13 protein-coding genes and 1 pseudogene are annotated in these 14,831 nt (G+C 66.9%); 5 read left to right on the top strand and 9 right to left on the bottom strand.

What is annotated here, in order from left to right; genetic code table 11:
- Nucleotides 1-155 precede the first annotated feature (155 nt).
- Together A7D27_RS05590 and A7D27_RS27655 are read left to right on the top strand one after the other, a co-directional pair.
- Nucleotides 156-872 (top strand): hypothetical protein, encoded by a 717-nt coding sequence (locus tag A7D27_RS05590; protein ID WP_069564325.1) that lies wholly within the window; start codon nucleotides 156-158, stop codon nucleotides 870-872.
- Between the two features lie 21 nt (nucleotides 873-893).
- Nucleotides 894-1,394: a hypothetical protein gene (locus A7D27_RS27655; protein ID WP_139134055.1), complete on the top strand. Its 501-nt coding sequence runs from the start codon at nucleotides 894-896 to the stop codon at nucleotides 1,392-1,394.
- 376 nt (nucleotides 1,395-1,770) lie between these two features.
- Here A7D27_RS27655 and A7D27_RS05585 read toward each other — a convergent pair whose 3' ends face one another.
- Complete coding sequence (locus A7D27_RS05585; RefSeq protein ID WP_069564324.1) at nucleotides 1,771-2,061, bottom strand: hypothetical protein; 291 nt, start codon at nucleotides 2,059-2,061, stop codon at nucleotides 1,771-1,773.
- A 183-nt stretch (nucleotides 2,062-2,244) separates the two neighbouring features.
- Between A7D27_RS05585 and A7D27_RS05580 the strand changes: the two genes are divergently transcribed.
- The gene (locus tag A7D27_RS05580) at nucleotides 2,245-2,703 is read left to right on the top strand and encodes a hypothetical protein (RefSeq protein ID WP_069564323.1); all 459 of its coding nucleotides are present in this window, start codon (nucleotides 2,245-2,247) and stop codon (nucleotides 2,701-2,703) included.
- 18 nt (nucleotides 2,704-2,721) lie between these two features.
- Here the strand turns inward: A7D27_RS05580 and A7D27_RS05575 are convergent, their stop codons facing one another.
- Nucleotides 2,722-3,366 (bottom strand): DUF6348 family protein, encoded by a 645-nt coding sequence (locus tag A7D27_RS05575; protein WP_069563370.1) that lies wholly within the window; start codon nucleotides 3,364-3,366, stop codon nucleotides 2,722-2,724.
- A gap of 147 nt (nucleotides 3,367-3,513) precedes the next feature.
- Between A7D27_RS05575 and A7D27_RS05570 the strand changes: the two genes are divergently transcribed.
- On the top strand, nucleotides 3,514-4,209 hold the full coding sequence (locus A7D27_RS05570; protein ID WP_205894828.1) for a DUF4241 domain-containing protein: 696 nt from the start codon (nucleotides 3,514-3,516) through the stop codon (nucleotides 4,207-4,209).
- A gap of 156 nt (nucleotides 4,210-4,365) precedes the next feature.
- On the opposite strand, the gene A7D27_RS05565 is transcribed toward A7D27_RS05570, so the two are convergent.
- Entirely contained in the window at nucleotides 4,366-4,791 is a 426-nt protein-coding gene (locus A7D27_RS05565; RefSeq protein ID WP_069564322.1) for a MerR family transcriptional regulator, read from the bottom strand.
- Between the two features lie 100 nt (nucleotides 4,792-4,891).
- Here A7D27_RS05565 and A7D27_RS05560 point away from each other — a divergent pair, with 100 nt between their 5' ends.
- The gene (locus A7D27_RS05560) at nucleotides 4,892-6,130 is read left to right on the top strand and encodes an NADH:flavin oxidoreductase/NADH oxidase family protein (RefSeq protein WP_069564321.1); all 1,239 of its coding nucleotides are present in this window, start codon (nucleotides 4,892-4,894) and stop codon (nucleotides 6,128-6,130) included.
- Nucleotides 6,131-6,304: 174 nt separating this feature from the next.
- Here A7D27_RS05560 and A7D27_RS05555 read toward each other — a convergent pair whose 3' ends face one another.
- The 6 genes and pseudogenes from A7D27_RS05555 to A7D27_RS05530 all read right to left on the bottom strand — a co-directional run bounded on the left by A7D27_RS05555 (nucleotide 6,305) and on the right by A7D27_RS05530 (nucleotide 14,821).
- Nucleotides 6,305-6,892 (bottom strand): biliverdin-producing heme oxygenase, encoded by a 588-nt coding sequence (locus tag A7D27_RS05555; protein ID WP_069564320.1) that lies wholly within the window; start codon nucleotides 6,890-6,892, stop codon nucleotides 6,305-6,307.
- Entirely contained in the window at nucleotides 6,889-9,276 is a 2,388-nt protein-coding gene (locus tag A7D27_RS05550) for a response regulator (RefSeq protein WP_069564319.1), read from the bottom strand. Before A7D27_RS05550 ends, A7D27_RS05555 begins: the two co-directional genes overlap by 4 nt.
- A gap of 36 nt (nucleotides 9,277-9,312) precedes the next feature.
- Nucleotides 9,313-9,699 carry a response regulator gene (locus A7D27_RS05545; protein WP_069564318.1) on the bottom strand — a complete coding sequence of 129 codons (387 nt, stop codon included), beginning with the start codon at nucleotides 9,697-9,699 and terminating at the stop codon, nucleotides 9,313-9,315.
- Between the two features lie 6 nt (nucleotides 9,700-9,705).
- The gene (locus tag A7D27_RS05540; RefSeq protein ID WP_371914807.1) at nucleotides 9,706-11,964 is read right to left on the bottom strand and encodes an ATP-binding protein; all 2,259 of its coding nucleotides are present in this window, start codon (nucleotides 11,962-11,964) and stop codon (nucleotides 9,706-9,708) included.
- A gap of 232 nt (nucleotides 11,965-12,196) precedes the next feature.
- Entirely contained in the window at nucleotides 12,197-12,553 is a 357-nt protein-coding gene (locus A7D27_RS05535; protein ID WP_069564316.1) for a DUF3509 domain-containing protein, read from the bottom strand.
- A gap of 1,161 nt (nucleotides 12,554-13,714) precedes the next feature.
- A pseudogene (locus A7D27_RS05530) lies at nucleotides 13,715-14,821 on the bottom strand (NAD(P)/FAD-dependent oxidoreductase).
- Between the last annotated feature and the right edge of the window lie 10 nt (nucleotides 14,822-14,831).

Here is a 14,831-nt window from a genome sequence, read left to right as displayed (position 1 = left end):
TGGCCAGATGGATTCAGACGTCTCCTAGGAATCTTCGGCATCCCAGCTACACCTGCATGCGTAGGCCCCCTACCAACAGGCATGGGCACCGGCGTTGATAACGGCGCCCTGGCTGAATAGGATTCAGCGGCTTGCCGATCAAAGGAGTGATGGCCATGAAAGCCGACTGGGATGACGCCCCCCGCCATGTAAGGCGGAACGGGAAAAACGCATGGCTTCGCTGGATGGTGCCAGGGCTCGCAGGCTGTGCCCTGGTGTTTGGCTTGCTCAACCTGGCTGGCACCCACTTCGCCTTCCCCCGCTTCAACGATCAACCCGCCGAGCCGCCAGCCGAGTACGTACATACCGACCCGTACGGCAACGGGGCTGAACGCCAACCGCAAACCGCCACTGCCGAAGAGCAGTTCTGGGCCGATCAACGCCGCAAGGAAGAACAGCGCCGGGCACAGGCCCAAGCCCAGCAGCGGCAGACCGACTTCAACGACCACAACTACACGCCCCGGCAGCCCGACAACGTGGTGAGCATGGAAGGCGTGCGGCAGTCGCTCGCCTATCAACAGCCCAACCAGCAAACGACCACCCGCCGCCGATCCGTAGAAAAGGATGCGCACTGGATAGAAAAGTGGAGCGGTGGCGGCAGCTACTACGCAACCTGGACCATCGTGAACAACTACATCGACAACCGCAGCGTGTGCGACAACCACAAACGCGGCTCGATCGATTACCGGGAGTGCCGCAAAGGCGCGAAGCAGTTCTTCAAAGCCGAGTGCAGGGGCTGGGGAGAGCGCTGGCAGCAAGACCGTGAGCCGAGCAGCGACCTTATGAAGCAGCGCTACTGCTCTGCCGCCAGCAGCTTTAGCCCGATGATGTAGCCGTATTTCTCGGAGAACACCATGAGCGGAATACTTTTAATTGCTGTCCTTGTTACGTGGCTACTAATCTGCAGGGCTATTAGCAAGAAACTCACAAGAAACATAAAATCCCAAACCCGGAAAACCACAAGCAAGCTGGCGATATTTTCAATACTGTTCCTAGCACCTTTCAGTGATGAGTTGATCGGAGCCTTTCAGTTCAGCTCGCTTTGCGATAAGTACGCCGTCGTGGAAATTGATGAGCAGAATGCAAAGAATCGTCAAGTAAGATTTGAACCAAGAGGCTCAGATACTTACGCCGAAGGCACAGCTTTGAAAATCCGCATTGACCCTTATGTATTTCGGGACATCGAAACAAATAAGGTAATTATTCGCTACCACATTCTTCAGGCAAAGGGTGGATGGTTCATTCGCCTGCTCGGAATTTCGGAGACAAGTGCACCGCTTTTGTTTAACTCAGCGTGTGCACCAGAAAATGCTCACGGCTTCCAAAAAATCTTCAACATCAAGGTAGTAAATTAATCGAGGCCTGATCATGACGCGGAGTTGCCCCTATCCCTCCGCAAAAAGGCTCACAAGAAGCAGGAAAACAGCTGTTCCTCCATCTCACCAACAATGTCCTTCACCGTCTTCACGCCATGCTCGCTAACGGAAGAATTGCCGACTTGATCCACTGCAAGTCGTGCTGAAAGCTGCCCTTTGTGGTGAGGCCAACAGCCACGTATCGAATTCAATACTGTTAGGGCCGCGCGGCCAGTCATCACAAGCCAAAACCAGCCAACCCATTTCACGATTCCTGCTGATTGCATCAGGCCAGTGGAAATGAGCGCACTTCAACGCGTATAGCGCTTGTGGCCATTCAATTACGCCTCATTCCCCCTGCTGACACGGCATCCAGCTACAACCCCTTGCACCCCTCCAACTCCGCCTGCGTCTCCAGCCGCGTTTCAATGCCCAGGCGGTACTTGCAGTACGCACGCACCGTGTCCCGCTCTTCGGCGGTCAGTTGCTCCAGGGGTTTGTCGTCTCGGTCACTGGCGAAGATGTTGGGGAATTCCAGCGTGAGAGACGGGTACTGCTTGATGAAGAACACCATTCGGTTGTCTTCCGCCCAGCGTGTCTCGTAGTAGCCGGTGTAGAGGTAGGCCACGCAAAGCAGGGGCATCAGCAGGAGGATGGCTTTCTTCATGGTTTCGGTCGCAAGGCAACATCCCGTGTGGGTGGCGGATAGTGCATGGCGAGCGCTGGTATGCCAACCCAGGCCCCCCCTTGCCGCCCCCCCCCGGCACACACCTGCCGCCATCCGGCGCCTGCAGGGCGCGGCATGGAATCTGCTAATTACGGGCCTCGACCAACCTGAAGGAGCAGAACCATGAGGATCGATACCCAGTTGATGCAGGGGGCCGGCGCCTCCAGCACGCAGAAAACAGGCCGGGGTACGGCGCAGGGCACGGGGGATTTCGCCGGGGAGTACGCCGCAGCGCTGGCCGGGACGAACGCAGGACAGCCGCCCAAGGCCGACTTCAGCCACATGAACCGTGGCGAGCTGATGGAGTGGATCAACGCCCAGGTCAAGGCGACGGGCACGCTGGATGGCACCGAGTCGCTGGTGTCCATGACCCTCAACGGTGTGTCGGCGGTGGATGGCAGCGTTGATAACAGCCGCAGCTTCGATTACCTGAAGCTGCTGCGTGACGGCATCGACGGGGCGCAGCAGCGCAACGACATGAAGGAAGCCGAGCGCCTGCGCTCTACCCTGGACCTGCTCGGCCGCTACCAGGAAGACGGCGCCTCCAACAAAAAACCGCGTGATGCGGAGCTTCTTGCTTGAGGGGACGCCCCGTCCCGATCAGGCCGGAACGGGCTTGATCACCAGGAAATTCCGCGCGCTGTAATACGCCTCGGAGTCCTGCCAGGCCAGCCCCGCGAAGCTGTCCATGCCCGCCTGCCAGGGCTCGTTGTCGAACAGCGCCTCCACCGTGCGCTGGTTGTCGAAGGCGCAGAAGAAGTGGCGGAACCAGTGGAGGCGCCCGTCCAGCGGCAGGGCGCGGATCTGCGCCTCGATGCTGGGGAACAGGTTCTCCGGCAGCGTCGGCACCTTGCCATCGGCACCGCGCGTGCAGAAGTTGCCCAGGTGAGCCTCGAAGCGCTGCTCGCCCACCTGCCAGGTCTCTACCGTCACCTGGTCCTCATCGACACGGCCCCAGAGTGCCGAGAGCAGCACGTGGAAGCTGTTGCGGCAGAAGTTCTCCCAGGCATCGCGCAGGCCGGCCTCGCCCTCACCCACGCCGGCGAAGGCCTCCTGGAACTGGCGGTTGTCATCCTCCAGCAGCACGTCCACATCCAGCCGGCCGGTCTTGCCGCGGGGATACCAGGTGGCGCGGATCGCCGGCAGCCGGCCACCCGGCGCGACCCACCCCTCGTGCACGACGAACTCGACGCCGTGGGCTTCGAACAGTGCAGCCAGAAGCTGCGAAACAGAGACCGGTTCCATCTTCGATCCTCATGCAATGATGGCGCGCCCGACACGGGCCGAAACGGCGCGTAGAGTACCGCGCTTCAGCATCACGAGCCGGTCGTTCGTCAATGAATGCGACCGGACTTCAGCAGTCCCGCCCCACCGCCTGGAGCCATGCAGCCGATGAAACGCACCCTCGCCGCCCTCACCCTGCTGCTGGCCCTGCCCACGCTCCACGCCGAGGAGGTTGCCCCCATGAACCACCCGCCCTTCGATGCCGCCTTCGCCGAGGGCTACCAGGTCAAGGTGGAGGGGATCGACTACCGCTTCTACACCCAGCCCGTTGGCGAGCTGGAGCTGCCCACCGGGCAACTGGTGGCCTGCGACCCGCTGGTGAGCTGTGACGCGCCCTTCACCCAGGCGGTGCCCAAGGGCCGCTTCCCGCTGCAGTTGGCCATCGCGCGGATCGGCGAGGACGAGCGCATCGCCTTCGCCCGCATCGTCTTCGCGCCCGGCACGGCAACCCGCTGGGAGATGGCCCTGGTGGACGGCCAGGACCCGAGCACCCTGGGCCCGGACGAATTCTTCGGCTACGGGGTGGACAGCGGCACCGGCGGCTTCATGGACGCCGCCGCCCTGCGCCGCTACGAAACGCAGCGCGAACAGGAGGGCGAAGCCTTCGACGAGCGCCTGCTGGCCGAGCTGGACAAAACCTACCGGCACACCCGCAGTTGGACGCTGCTGCCGACCGAGGCCGGCAACGTGACGTTGTTCTCCAGCGGCTATGGCGACGGCACCTATCCCAGCTACTTCGGCTACGACGCCAGTGGCCGGCTGGTGGCCGTGGTGACCGACTTCCTGCTGGTGCCCTGGCACTGAGGCCGGGGCCGATTCAGTCGCCCAGGGGCTCCAGGTTGGCGTCGATCCAATGGCTCGGCACCACACAGAGGCTGCCGCTCCCGGCAGGCTGGAGCGCCGGATGCCTGCAGATCGGGCCATGCGCCTGCCCAGGCCGAGCCTGTGGATAACGCCAACTCAGCGCTCTGGCAGCGCCTGCCCGCTGCCGCGCAGGCGCCCCAGTACACGCTCGGCATTCTCCTGGCAGCCCATGCCCTCGGGCTTGTCCTCGATGCTGTCGATCACCTGCAACAGCCGCTCGCGGGCCACCACCAGGCGCGCCTGCATGGCCTCGATCTCCGCCACCTTGCGCCGCAGGCCCTCCAGCATCCGCTCGTGGTTGCCCTGTACCTGGCCGGGGCTGGGCAGCAGGTGGCGCATCTCCTCCAGGCTGAAGCCGGCCTGCTGGCCACAGGCGATCAGCTCCAGCACCGAGAGGGCTTGCTCGGGGTAGTCCCGGTAGCCATTGCCCAGGCGCTGGGCGGCGATCAGGCCGCTGGCCTCGTAGAAGCGGATGCGCGAGGCGGTCAGGCCGCTGCGTCGCGCCAGTTCACCGATTTTCATGGCTGGGGTTCTCCACCTATTGACCTTGAAGCTGACTTTAACCTTAGGCTCTGCCGCAGCTCTTCTACCTTCCGTCGACGCCCACCCGAGGACACCCACCATGCTGCCCTTCCAGCCGCTCAACCTGCCCAATGGCACCACCCTGCCCAACCGCATCGCCAAGGCCTCCATGGAGGAGAACCTCGCCGATCCCCGCCAGGCGCCGTCCGATGCGCTGATGCGCCTCTACGCGGCCTGGGCCGAAGGCGGTGCGGGGTTGCTGCTCAGCGGCAACGTGATGGTGGACGCCCGCGCCATGACCGGCCCTGGCGGCGTGGTGCTGGAGGATGACCGCCAACTGCCGCGCTTCAGCCAATGGGCAAAAGTGGGCAAGGCCCATGGCGCGCAGTTCTGGCTGCAACTGAACCACCCCGGCCGGCAGATGCAGGCCAACCTCGGCCAGGCGACCGTCGCCCCATCAGCGGTCGCCCTGGAGATGGGCAGCCTGTCGCGGATGTTCCCCACCCCGCGTGCGCTGGAGGAACAGGACATCGCCGCCCTGATCGAACGCTTCGCCCACAGCGCCGTGCTGGCCGAGCAGGCCGGCTTCGACGGCGTGCAGATCCACGCCGCCCACGGCTACCTGCTCAGCCAGTTCCTCTCGCCGCTGACCAACCGCCGCCAGGACCGCTGGGGCGGTTCCCTGGAGAACCGCGCGCGCCTGCTGCTGGAGGTGGTGAAGGCGGTGCGGGCGCGGGTATCCCCCCGCTTCGGCGTGGGGGTGAAGCTGAACTCGGCGGACTTCCAGCGCGGCGGCTTCGAACCGCAAGACGCCCGCCAGGTGCTGCTGTGGCTGAACGACCTGCCGGTGGACCTGGTGGAACTCTCCGGCGGCAGCTACGAGGCGCCGGCCATGCAGGGCGACGCCCGGGATGGTCGCACCCTCGCGCGGGAGGCGTACTTCCTGGAGTTCGCCCGCGAACTGGCCACCGAAGCGCGCATGCCGGTGATGGTCACCGGCGGCATCCGCCGGCTGCCGGTGGTGGAGCAGGTGCTGGCCAGCGGCGTGAGCCTGGCCGGCATCGCCACCGCCCTGGCCCTGGACCCGGCCCTGCCGCGCCGCTGGCGTGAGGGCGACAACGCCGCCAGTGCCGAGCTGCCGCCCATCCGCTGGCGCAACAAATCCCTCGCTGCACTGGCCTACATGTCGGCCGTGAAATACCAGATGCGCCGCCTCGGCGACGGCCAATCCCCCCGCCCCGGCGTCTCCCCTCTGCGCGCCTTGCTCAAGGAGCAATGGCACACCCTCCACCGCACCCGCCATTACCGCCGGCTCATGGCCGAGCGTAGCGAGGGGTAGGCATGGAGACGGCTGCGGGGGATGGCGCGGGTTGATGCGGTTCGCCGAGCTCACCGCATCCTACGGGTGCCCGATGTGCGTCGAGACGGTGGACCGGTGAAGCGTGGAGTGTCCGGCAAGGCGCGGCGGTAAACGTAGGATGGGCTGAGCTGTGCGAAGCCCATCGTGGCGGGCTCATGCGGGGACTCGATGCGGTTCGCCGAGCTCACCGCATCCTACGGACTGTTCGGCAGGGGGCTCTGCGGCATTCAGGAAGTGGCGAAAGCCGAGGATCACGCCCTGTTCCAGGTCGGCTTGGGGCAGGTCGTGGGCGTGGGCTTCCAGCTGGCGGAGGAAGTCGGGCCAGAGGGGTTGGCCCTGTCCGTGGCCGAGGTAGCGCACGGGCAGGTTGGCCTGGGCGCCGGTGACCTGTCGGGCCAGCAGACGACCGCCCAGGCGCGAGCCTTCCAGCACGTAGGCCAGGCCCCAGAGCAGGCCCGGTCTGGCGTCCAGGCTGGGGGCGGCTGTCGGTGGCGGCGGCAACCCCAGGTCGGCCAGGTCCGCCAGCAGGGCGTGGCGGCGACGACGTGCCGGCCAGTCGGGTACCAAGTGGGCGATGCCGGCCTGCTCCAGGGCCTGTTCCAGCCCCGGCAAGGCGCGGGCATGGGCGCGCAGGAAGGCGCGGTAGCCGTCCGCCTGGCCCAGGTCGAAGCGGGAGAAGGCGGCATCAACGGCCTCGTGCCACGGGGCACCGGCCTGGCGCAGGTGCTCGCGCACCCTCATGGGCGCTCCTCCAGGGCGGCACGCAGCTTGGCGGCGATGTCCGCCTCGCGGAAGGGCTTCTGCACCACCACCTGGTCGGGCAGGTCGAGCCCGCCCAGTTCGGCATAGCCGGTGATGAAGATAACGGGCAGATCGGGCCGCTGCTGCTGTACCAGGCTGGCCAGCTCGGCGCCGTTCATGCCGGGCATGGCGTAGTCGGTGAGCAGCAGGTCGACACCCTGTTCCAGGCGCTGCAACGCCTCGCTGCCACTGCCGGCCTCCAGCACTCGGTAGCCCAGCGCGTTCAGCAGCGCGGCAGTCACCTCGCGCACGCGGGGGTCGTCGTCCACCAGCAGGATGGTCCGTGCGGTGCTGCTCGGCCCCGGCGCCGGCAAGGCCGCCGGACGCTCGGCGCAGGCCTCGCCGGAGTCGTCGTGGATGCACGGCAGGTAGACCTTGACCCGCGTGCCGCGCCCCGGCTCGGTGTGGATGCTGACGCCGCCGCCGGACTGCTTGGCGAAGCCGAACACCTGGGCCAGGCCGAGCCCGGAGCCCTTGCCCACCTCCTTGGTGGTGAAGAACGGCTCGAAGGCCTTGGCCAGCACCTCCTCGGTCATGCCCACGCCGGTGTCCTCGATGCTCAGCACCACATAGGGGCCCGGCTCCGGGTCTTCGGGGCGCTGCGCGGCGGCCTGCACCACCTCGTTGGCGGTCACCAGGCGCAGGGTGCCGCCCTGGGGCATGGCGTCGCGGGCGTTGATGGCGAGGTTGAGGATGATCATCTCGGTCTGGGTCGGGTCTACCAGCGCCCGCCAGAGGTCGGGGGCGGTGTGGGTTTCCACCCAGATGCCGCCGCCGAGGGTGCGCTGCAGCAGCTCCAGCAGGCCCTGCAGGGTGTCGTTGAGGTTGACCGGTACCGGCTCCAGGCGCTGCCGGCGCGAGAACGCCAGCAACTGCCCGGTGAGCTTGGCACCGCGCTCGCCGGCCTCGCGGATGTTGTGCAGGCGGCCGAGGATGCGCTCGTGGTTGCCACGCTCGACGTCGCGCTCGAGGAAGGTGGCGCTGGTGAGGATGACGGTGAGCAGGTTGTTGAAGTCGTGGGCGACCCCGGCGGTGAGCTGGCCGATGGCTTCCAGGCGCTGCATCTGCTGCAGGGTCGCCTCGATGCGTTCGCGCTCGCGGATCTGCTCGCGCAGGCGCTGGTTGGTGGCGGCCAGTTCGTCGAGCACCGCGCGCTCGCCAGTGATGTCGCGCACGGCGGCGTACATCAGCCCCTCGTCGGGGACGATGGTCCAGGACAGCCAGCGGTAGTCGCCGTCGGGGTGGCGCATGCGGTTGACGAAGCGGGTGGAGACGTTGCCGTCGGCCACGCTCTCGGTCTCGCGCAGGGTCGCCTCGATGTCGTCGGGGTGGATCAGTTGCCACAACTGCACCCGGTTGAGCTGCGTGCGGGTGAGGCCGAGGGTGTCTTCCCAGGCGGGGTTGAGGGCGATGGGCGTCATGTCGAAGCGCATCACTGCCAACAACTCGCGGGAGAGCTCCCAGGTGCGGTCGCGCTCGCGGGTGCGCCGTTCGACGCGCTCGCCGAGCATTTCGTTGAGCCGCTGCAGGGCCTCGGTGGCGTACTTCTGCTCGCTGATGTCCTGCAGCACGCCGATGAAGCGCACACAGCGCCCCGCCTCGAAGAAGGCCCGGCCACTGGTGAGCACCCAGCGCTCGCGCCCGCCCGGCAACTGCACGCGGTACTCGGCCTGGTACTCGTTGCCGCTGTCCACGGCCAGCGCCTCCTGGACCTTGCGCTCCAGCAGGGGGCGGTCCTTGGGGTGGCAGCGGTCGAAGAAGGTGACCAGGTCCACCTCGGCGTCCCGGGGCAGTTCGTAGAGGGCCTTGCAGCGTTCGTCCCAGAGCAGCCGGTCGGTCTGCGGGTCGTAGTCCCACATGCCCATGCGCGCGGCGTCGATGGCCAGGCGCGCGCGCACTTCCACCTCCATCAGCGCCTCTTCGGCGCGGCGCCGCCGCTCACGCTCGCGCACCTCGGCCAGGGCCCGGCCGACGGCCTTGGGCAGCAGGCTGAGGTTCTGCTTGAGCACGTAGTCGACGGCGCCCTGGCGCATCATCTCCACCGCGTGTTCTTCGCCGAACACGCCGGAGAGAAAGATGAAGGGCGTCTTCGGCGCCAGGCGCCGGGCCACTTCCAGGGCCTGGGCGCCGGACGAGCCGGGCAGGATGAAATCGCAGAGGATCAGGTCGAAGGGGGCGGCTGCCAGGGCCTGCTCGACCCCGGCGTGGTGGTAGACCAGGGTCGAGTCGACCTCGAGGCCGCTGCGTTCCAGGGTCAGCAGGGCCAGTTCGGCGTCCCGCGGGCTGTCTTCGACCAGCAGCAGTTTCAGTGGCGTTTGCGGCATGGGGTGTGGGGGCTTCCTGTGGGGCGGCGGGCCGTATCAGCTTCCGGGGCGGCGCTGCAGTCGCAGCGAGCCCGGCGGCGGCTCGTTGAGCACGGCCCAGAACACGCCGAGGTCGGAGATGGCGGCGACGAATTCCTTGAATTCGACCGGCTTGACCACATAGGCGTTCACGCCCAGCTCGTAGGCGCGCTGCAGGTCCGGCTCCTCGCGGGAGGAGGTCAGCATGACGGTGGGAATGCTGCGCAGCTCGGGGGTCTCGCGCACCACCTTGAGCACTTCCAGGCCGTCGACCTTGGGCAGCTTCAGGTCCAGCAGCAGCACGGCGGGGTTGCCGTCGTTGGCCAGCTGGCTGCGCTCCAGGGCGACCAGCGTGAGTTCCAGGTCGTGGGGGTTGTCCTCGACCAGCAGGATGGGTTTGAGCATGGGTAATCACTCAGTGGGTAGGTGACTGTGCTGCGCCCTCAGGGGCAGTGCGAAATGAAATCGGGCGCCCTTGCCCACGCGGCCCTCGGCCCATACGCGGCCGTCGTGGCGTTCGATGATGCGGCGCACACTGGCCAGGCCGATGCCGGTGCCCTCGAACTCTTCCATGCGATGCAGGCGCTGGAACACGCCGAACAGCTTGCCGGCGTAGGCCATGTCGAAGCCCACGCCGTTGTCGCTCACCGTCACCACCACTTCGTCGCCCTCGGTGCGGGCACTGACCTCGATCACCGCCGGGTCGCGGTCGCGGCTGTACTTCACGGCGTTGGCCAGCAGGTTGCGCATGGCCAGGTGGAGGAAGGCGGCATCGGCGATGAGCGTGGGCAGACCGGCGATGCGCCATTGGATGGTGCGGCCCACCAGGTCCGGCTCCATCTCCTTGAGGATGGCGTCCACCAGGGCCTGCAGGTCCACGTCGGAGAAGCGCAGGGCCGCGCGGCCCATCTGAGAGAAGCTCAGCAGGTTGTCCACCAGGGTGCCGGCGAGGCGTGCGGACTCGCCGATGTGGTCAAGGAAACGCAGCCCCCGTTCGGACAGGCGACTGCCTTCGAATTCCCCCAACAGCTCGGCGTAGCCCGCGATATGCCGCAACGGTGCGCGCAGGTCGTGGGACACGCTGTAGGAGAAGGCTTCCAGTTCCTTGTTGGATTTCTTCAGCTCGCTGGCCAGCGCAGCCATCTCCTCGGCCTTGCGCAGGACGATGCCGAGCACGGCGGTGCGCAGCTCCCAGACGCCCTCGATCTCCAGCGGGTCCCAGGGACTCGAGTAGCCGCGCACGGTCTGCTGCCAGCGTTCGAAGCTGTGCCGCGGGCTGAGGCCACCGCTGGGGTCGATGGCCTTTTCCGGGCGCCCGGCCCATTCGACGGTGCGCGCCCGCTCGGGCTTGAACCACACCAGGTAGTGGGAATGGATCTGCGAGATGGCCACGGCCAGCACGCCCGCAGCATGTCGGGCGAGCTCGGGCAGCTCGTCGATGTCGCGGCCGACGTTGTCGCTGTGGAACACGGTGATGCCAGGGCGCTGGGCCAGCCAGTGCACCAGCGCCGTCACCTGGGCCAGGGGCGGCGTCTCGCCCACCAGGTCGCAACGGGCGGCGGAGATGATCGCTGCGCCGCTGGCTCTCGCGAAGCCGAGGAAGGTCTCCGGCTGGGCCAACAGGCCGCCGCTGATGCTGTCGCGGTCGGCCATGGCCGAGAGCATCTGGACGATGTGCTGGCGCAGGCCCAGCAGGTGTTCGGTGCGGTCGTGGGCCTCGCGGCTCTCGATCTGCAGCGAGAGCACGCTGCCGAGCATTTCGCAGGCGGTGCGGGTCTGGAAGCCCACGCCCCGGGGGTGCAGGTCGTGGCAGGAGATCAGTCCCCACAGCTCGCCACGCACCACGATGGAGACGGACATGGAAGCCTGGGTGCCCATGTTGCGCATGTACTGCAGGTGCACCGGCGAGACGCTGCGCAGGGCGGCGAAGCTGAGGTCCAGCGGGCGCCCGGTAAGCGGGTTCTGCGCCGGGTACAGCGGCGAGGGCGTGTAGTGGGCGTCCTCGATCACGCGGATGCGGTTGGCCCGGTACAGCGCACGGGCCTGGGCCGGGATGTCGGAGGCCGGGAAGCACAGGCCGAGGTAGCGCGGGTAGCCCTCGTCGGCCTCTTCGGCCAGCACCAGGCCGTTGCCCTCGGTGTCGAAGCGGTAGGCCTTGACCCGGCCGAAGCCGGTGATGCGCTTCATCTCCTGCACTGCGTGGCGGCACAGCTCGTCGACGTTGTCGGCGTCCTGCAGGCGGGCGATGAAACTGCGCACCAGCGGGTAGAAGTTGCCGTAGGCGGCGATGGCGTCGCTGGCCGGCTCGAACTCGGCGATCAGCACCTGGTCGTGGCGGTGCACCATCATCGCCACCGGGAGCGAGCACTCCTGGCCGATGGCGAAGCGCACGTCCCCGAGGTGGAAGGGATTGGGGTCTTCCAGTGCCAGACCCTGCAGGCGGCCCTGGAGCACGGCGGCGTGCTCGAAGAGGCGCTCGAACGGGAGGCCGATCAGTTCTCCGGCGGGCAGGCCGAGCCAGTCCTGGACGTTCTCGCTGGCCTGCACCACGCAGCCGCGGCCTTCGTCGAAGACCAGCATGAAACCGTGGGGCTGGATGCTGCCCGGGATGTGGATGGGCTCTTTGGCACAGGCTTCGGTCGCAGCCGCCAGGTCCTCGGTGCTGTCGATGGGTGTCACAACGCGATCTCCTTTCGTGCTCTCGCGGCGGGGGAAACCCATACGAATCACCGGGGAATAGACCGGATCTGACGTGAACGAGGGCACAAACTATCAGAACCTCTACCAGCAGTCGTTGCTGGCAAACGATTCTTCCGACGGGCTTCGGAATGGTGGAGTACGGAAATCGCGAAAAATTCCCCCTCAGCGGACCGGCGTCATCACCGATCCGCTGCGCCGGGCCTCAGTTGGCCACAGCGCGACGGTTGAGCAGTTCCAGGCGGCGGCGTTCGACCAGGGTCTTGGCGGCGGTGATGTGGATCGGGCCACCGCAGAAGGTGGGCAGCTCGCGGTCGAGCCAGGTGTCGCCCTCGCCCTTCCAGGTCACTTCGCCGGAGGCCAGCTTCATTTCCCGCTGCATCTCACGGATCACCCTGCGCACCCGCTCGGTGCAGAACACCGCATCGCTCGGGATGGCCTTGCGCAACGGCTCATCGCCGTCCTTGCCCAGGGTCAGCAGCAACATGCCGTCCGGACGCGGGCGGATGGACACTTCGTAACCGGGAAAAGCGTCGAAGAATTCCTTGATGGCGATCTGCATTGTTCGGCTCCCTGTCAGTGGATTGGGCTTTTGGACCCAAGCATTTGCAGGGCGCATGCCAGCCGAACGATAAATCTATCTGTTTGATTTAAAAGGGATTTATTTGTAATGAAGGCAGTTTGATATATGCAGCCTGCACGATGGCACGTTGATCGCCTTGCAAAATGCAAGATCGAACCCACGCCTTGGCGCATCCAGATAAGCGCCTGCTCATCGCCGCCTCCCAGAATCAGGCAACACCTCGGCGGCAAGGTTTCAGCAATGTGATGGCCAGACGGCAATTCGCAGCCTGGGCTTCAGCCCAGGGAAAACGGTGCGGGGCATCCCCGGACTGAAGTCCGGGCTACAGGCAGCACTCGCCCCCGTAGCCTGGGCTTCAGCCCAGGGAAATGGTGTGGGGCATCCCCGGACTGAAGTCCGGGCTACAGGCAGCACCTCGCCCCCGTAGCCTGGGCTTCAGCCCAGGGAAATGGTGTGGGGCATTCCCGGACTGAAGTCCGGGCTACAGGTAGCACCTCGCCCCCGTAGCCTGGGCTTCAGCCCAGGGAAATGGTGCGGGGCATCCCCGGACTGAAGTCCGGGCTACAGGCAGCACTCGCCCCCGTAGCCTGGGCTTCAGCCCAGGGAAATGGTGTGGGGCATCCCCGGACTGAAGTCCGGGCTACAGGCAGCACCTCGCCCTCGTGCCTGGGCTTCAGCCCAGGGAAATGGTGTGGGGCACTCCCGGACTGAAGTCCGGGCTACAGGCAGCACTCGCCCCCGTAGCCTGGGCTTCAGCCCAGGGAGATGGTGAGGGGCATCCCCGGACTGAAGTCCGGGCTACAGGCAGCACTCGCCCCCGTAGCCTGGGCTTCAGCCCAGGGAAATGGTGTGGGGCATCCCCGGACTGAAGTCCGGGCTACAGGCAGCACCTCGCCCCCGTAGCCTGGGCTTCAGCCCAGGGAAAACGGTGTGGGGCGTTCCCGGACTGAAGTCCGGGCTACAGGTAGCACCTCGCCCCCGTAGCCTGGGCTTCAGCCCAGGGAAAACGGTGTGGGGCACTCCCGGACTGAAGTCCGGGCTACAGGCAGCACCTCGCACCCGTAGCCTGGGCTTCAGCCCAGAGAATTGGTGCAGGACATCCCCGGACTGAAGTCCGGGCTACAGGCAACACCTCGCTCCCTAACGCTCCAGCGCCTGCCGCACCACGTCGGCGATGGCCAGGCTGGAGGTGAGGCCGGGGGACTCGATGCCGAACAGGTTCACCAGCCCGGCGATGCCGTGGTCCTCGGGGCCGCTGATGCGGAAGTCCGCTGCGGGCTCGTCGGGGCGGCTGATCTTCGGGCGGATGCCGGCGTAGTCCGGCTGCAGCGCGCCGTCGGGCAGGCCCGGCCAGTAGCGGCGGATGGCGGCGTAGAAGCCGTCGGCGCGGCGTGGGTCGACCTAGTAGTCCTCGGTATCCGTCCATTGCACGTCTGGGCCGAAGCGGGCCTGGCCGCCCAGGTCGAGGGTCATGTGTACGCCCAGGCCGGCGGCTTCCGGCGCGGGGTAAACCAGGCGGCTGAACGGCGCCCGTCCGGCGAGGCTGAAGTAGTGGCCCTTGCACAGGTAGCCACGCGGGACATGGGCGGCCGGCAGCCCGTCGATGCGGCCAGCAAGGCCTGGGGCGCCAAGGCCGGCGGCGTTGACCAGCAGGCGGCAACCGAGGGTGGTCGGGCTGGCGCCGCCTACCGTCAGCTGGAAGCCGTCGCTCTGCACCTGCGCCGACAGCAACGGCGAACCCAGGGCCAGGGCGGCGCCGGCGGCCTCGGCGTCGCCGAGCAGCGCCAGCATCAGGCCGTGGGAATCGACGATGCCGGTGGACGGCGAATGCAGCGCGGCCACGCAATGCAGATCGGGTTCCAGCGCCTGGGCCTGGTCGCGGCTCAGCAGGCGCAGGTCCTCCACGCCGTTGGCCAGCCCCCGCGCCAGCAGGGCCTGGAGCGGGGCCACATGGGCGTCATCGGTGGCGACGATCAGCTTGCCGAGCGCTTGCGCGGCCACGCCGTGGCTGCGGCAGAAGGCCAGGAGCCGATGGCGACCGTCGACGCACAGGCGCGCCTTGAGACTGCCCGGCGGGTAGTAGATGCCGGCGTGGATCACTTCGGAGTTACGCGAGCTGATGCCGGTGCCGATGGCATCGGCCGCCTCGATGATCACCACCTCGCGCCCCGCCTGGGCCAGCGCGCGGGCCACGGCCAGGCCGACCACGCCGGCCCCCACCACCACGCATTCGATATCCACTGCCATCGCTTCGCTC

The sequence above is a fragment of the Pseudomonas sp. 1D4 genome, from assembly GCF_001728925.1.
GTDB classification, from domain to species: domain Bacteria; phylum Pseudomonadota; class Gammaproteobacteria; order Pseudomonadales; family Pseudomonadaceae; genus Metapseudomonas; species Metapseudomonas otitidis.
The sequence above is the reverse complement of the archived record's forward strand: the minus strand, read 5'-3'. Positions and strand labels throughout refer to the sequence as shown.

Excerpts from the sequence above, each read along its gene's own strand:
- A7D27_RS05580 (WP_069564323.1), top strand. The coding sequence starts at position 2,245 with ATGAGGATCGATACCCAGTTGATGCAGGGGGCCGGCGCCTCCAGCACG.
- A7D27_RS27655 (WP_139134055.1), top strand. The coding sequence starts at position 894 with ATGAGCGGAATACTTTTAATTGCTGTCCTTGTTACGTGGCTACTAATC.
- A7D27_RS05590 (WP_069564325.1), top strand. The coding sequence starts at position 156 with ATGAAAGCCGACTGGGATGACGCCCCCCGCCATGTAAGGCGGAACGGG.
- A7D27_RS05555 (WP_069564320.1), bottom strand. The coding sequence starts at position 6,892 with ATGAGGGTGCGCGAGCACCTGCGCCAGGCCGGTGCCCCGTGGCACGAG.
- A7D27_RS05575 (WP_069563370.1), bottom strand. The coding sequence starts at position 3,366 with ATGGAACCGGTCTCTGTTTCGCAGCTTCTGGCTGCACTGTTCGAAGCC.
- A7D27_RS05545 (WP_069564318.1), bottom strand. The coding sequence starts at position 9,699 with ATGCTCAAACCCATCCTGCTGGTCGAGGACAACCCCCACGACCTGGAA.
- A7D27_RS05560 (WP_069564321.1), top strand. The coding sequence starts at position 4,892 with ATGCTGCCCTTCCAGCCGCTCAACCTGCCCAATGGCACCACCCTGCCC.
- A7D27_RS05565 (WP_069564322.1), bottom strand. The coding sequence starts at position 4,791 with ATGAAAATCGGTGAACTGGCGCGACGCAGCGGCCTGACCGCCTCGCGC.
- A7D27_RS05535 (WP_069564316.1), bottom strand. The coding sequence starts at position 12,553 with ATGCAGATCGCCATCAAGGAATTCTTCGACGCTTTTCCCGGTTACGAA.
- A7D27_RS05550 (WP_069564319.1), bottom strand. The coding sequence starts at position 9,276 with ATGCCGCAAACGCCACTGAAACTGCTGCTGGTCGAAGACAGCCCGCGG.
- A7D27_RS05570 (WP_205894828.1), top strand. The coding sequence starts at position 3,514 with ATGAAACGCACCCTCGCCGCCCTCACCCTGCTGCTGGCCCTGCCCACG.
- A7D27_RS05585 (WP_069564324.1), bottom strand. The coding sequence starts at position 2,061 with ATGAAGAAAGCCATCCTCCTGCTGATGCCCCTGCTTTGCGTGGCCTAC.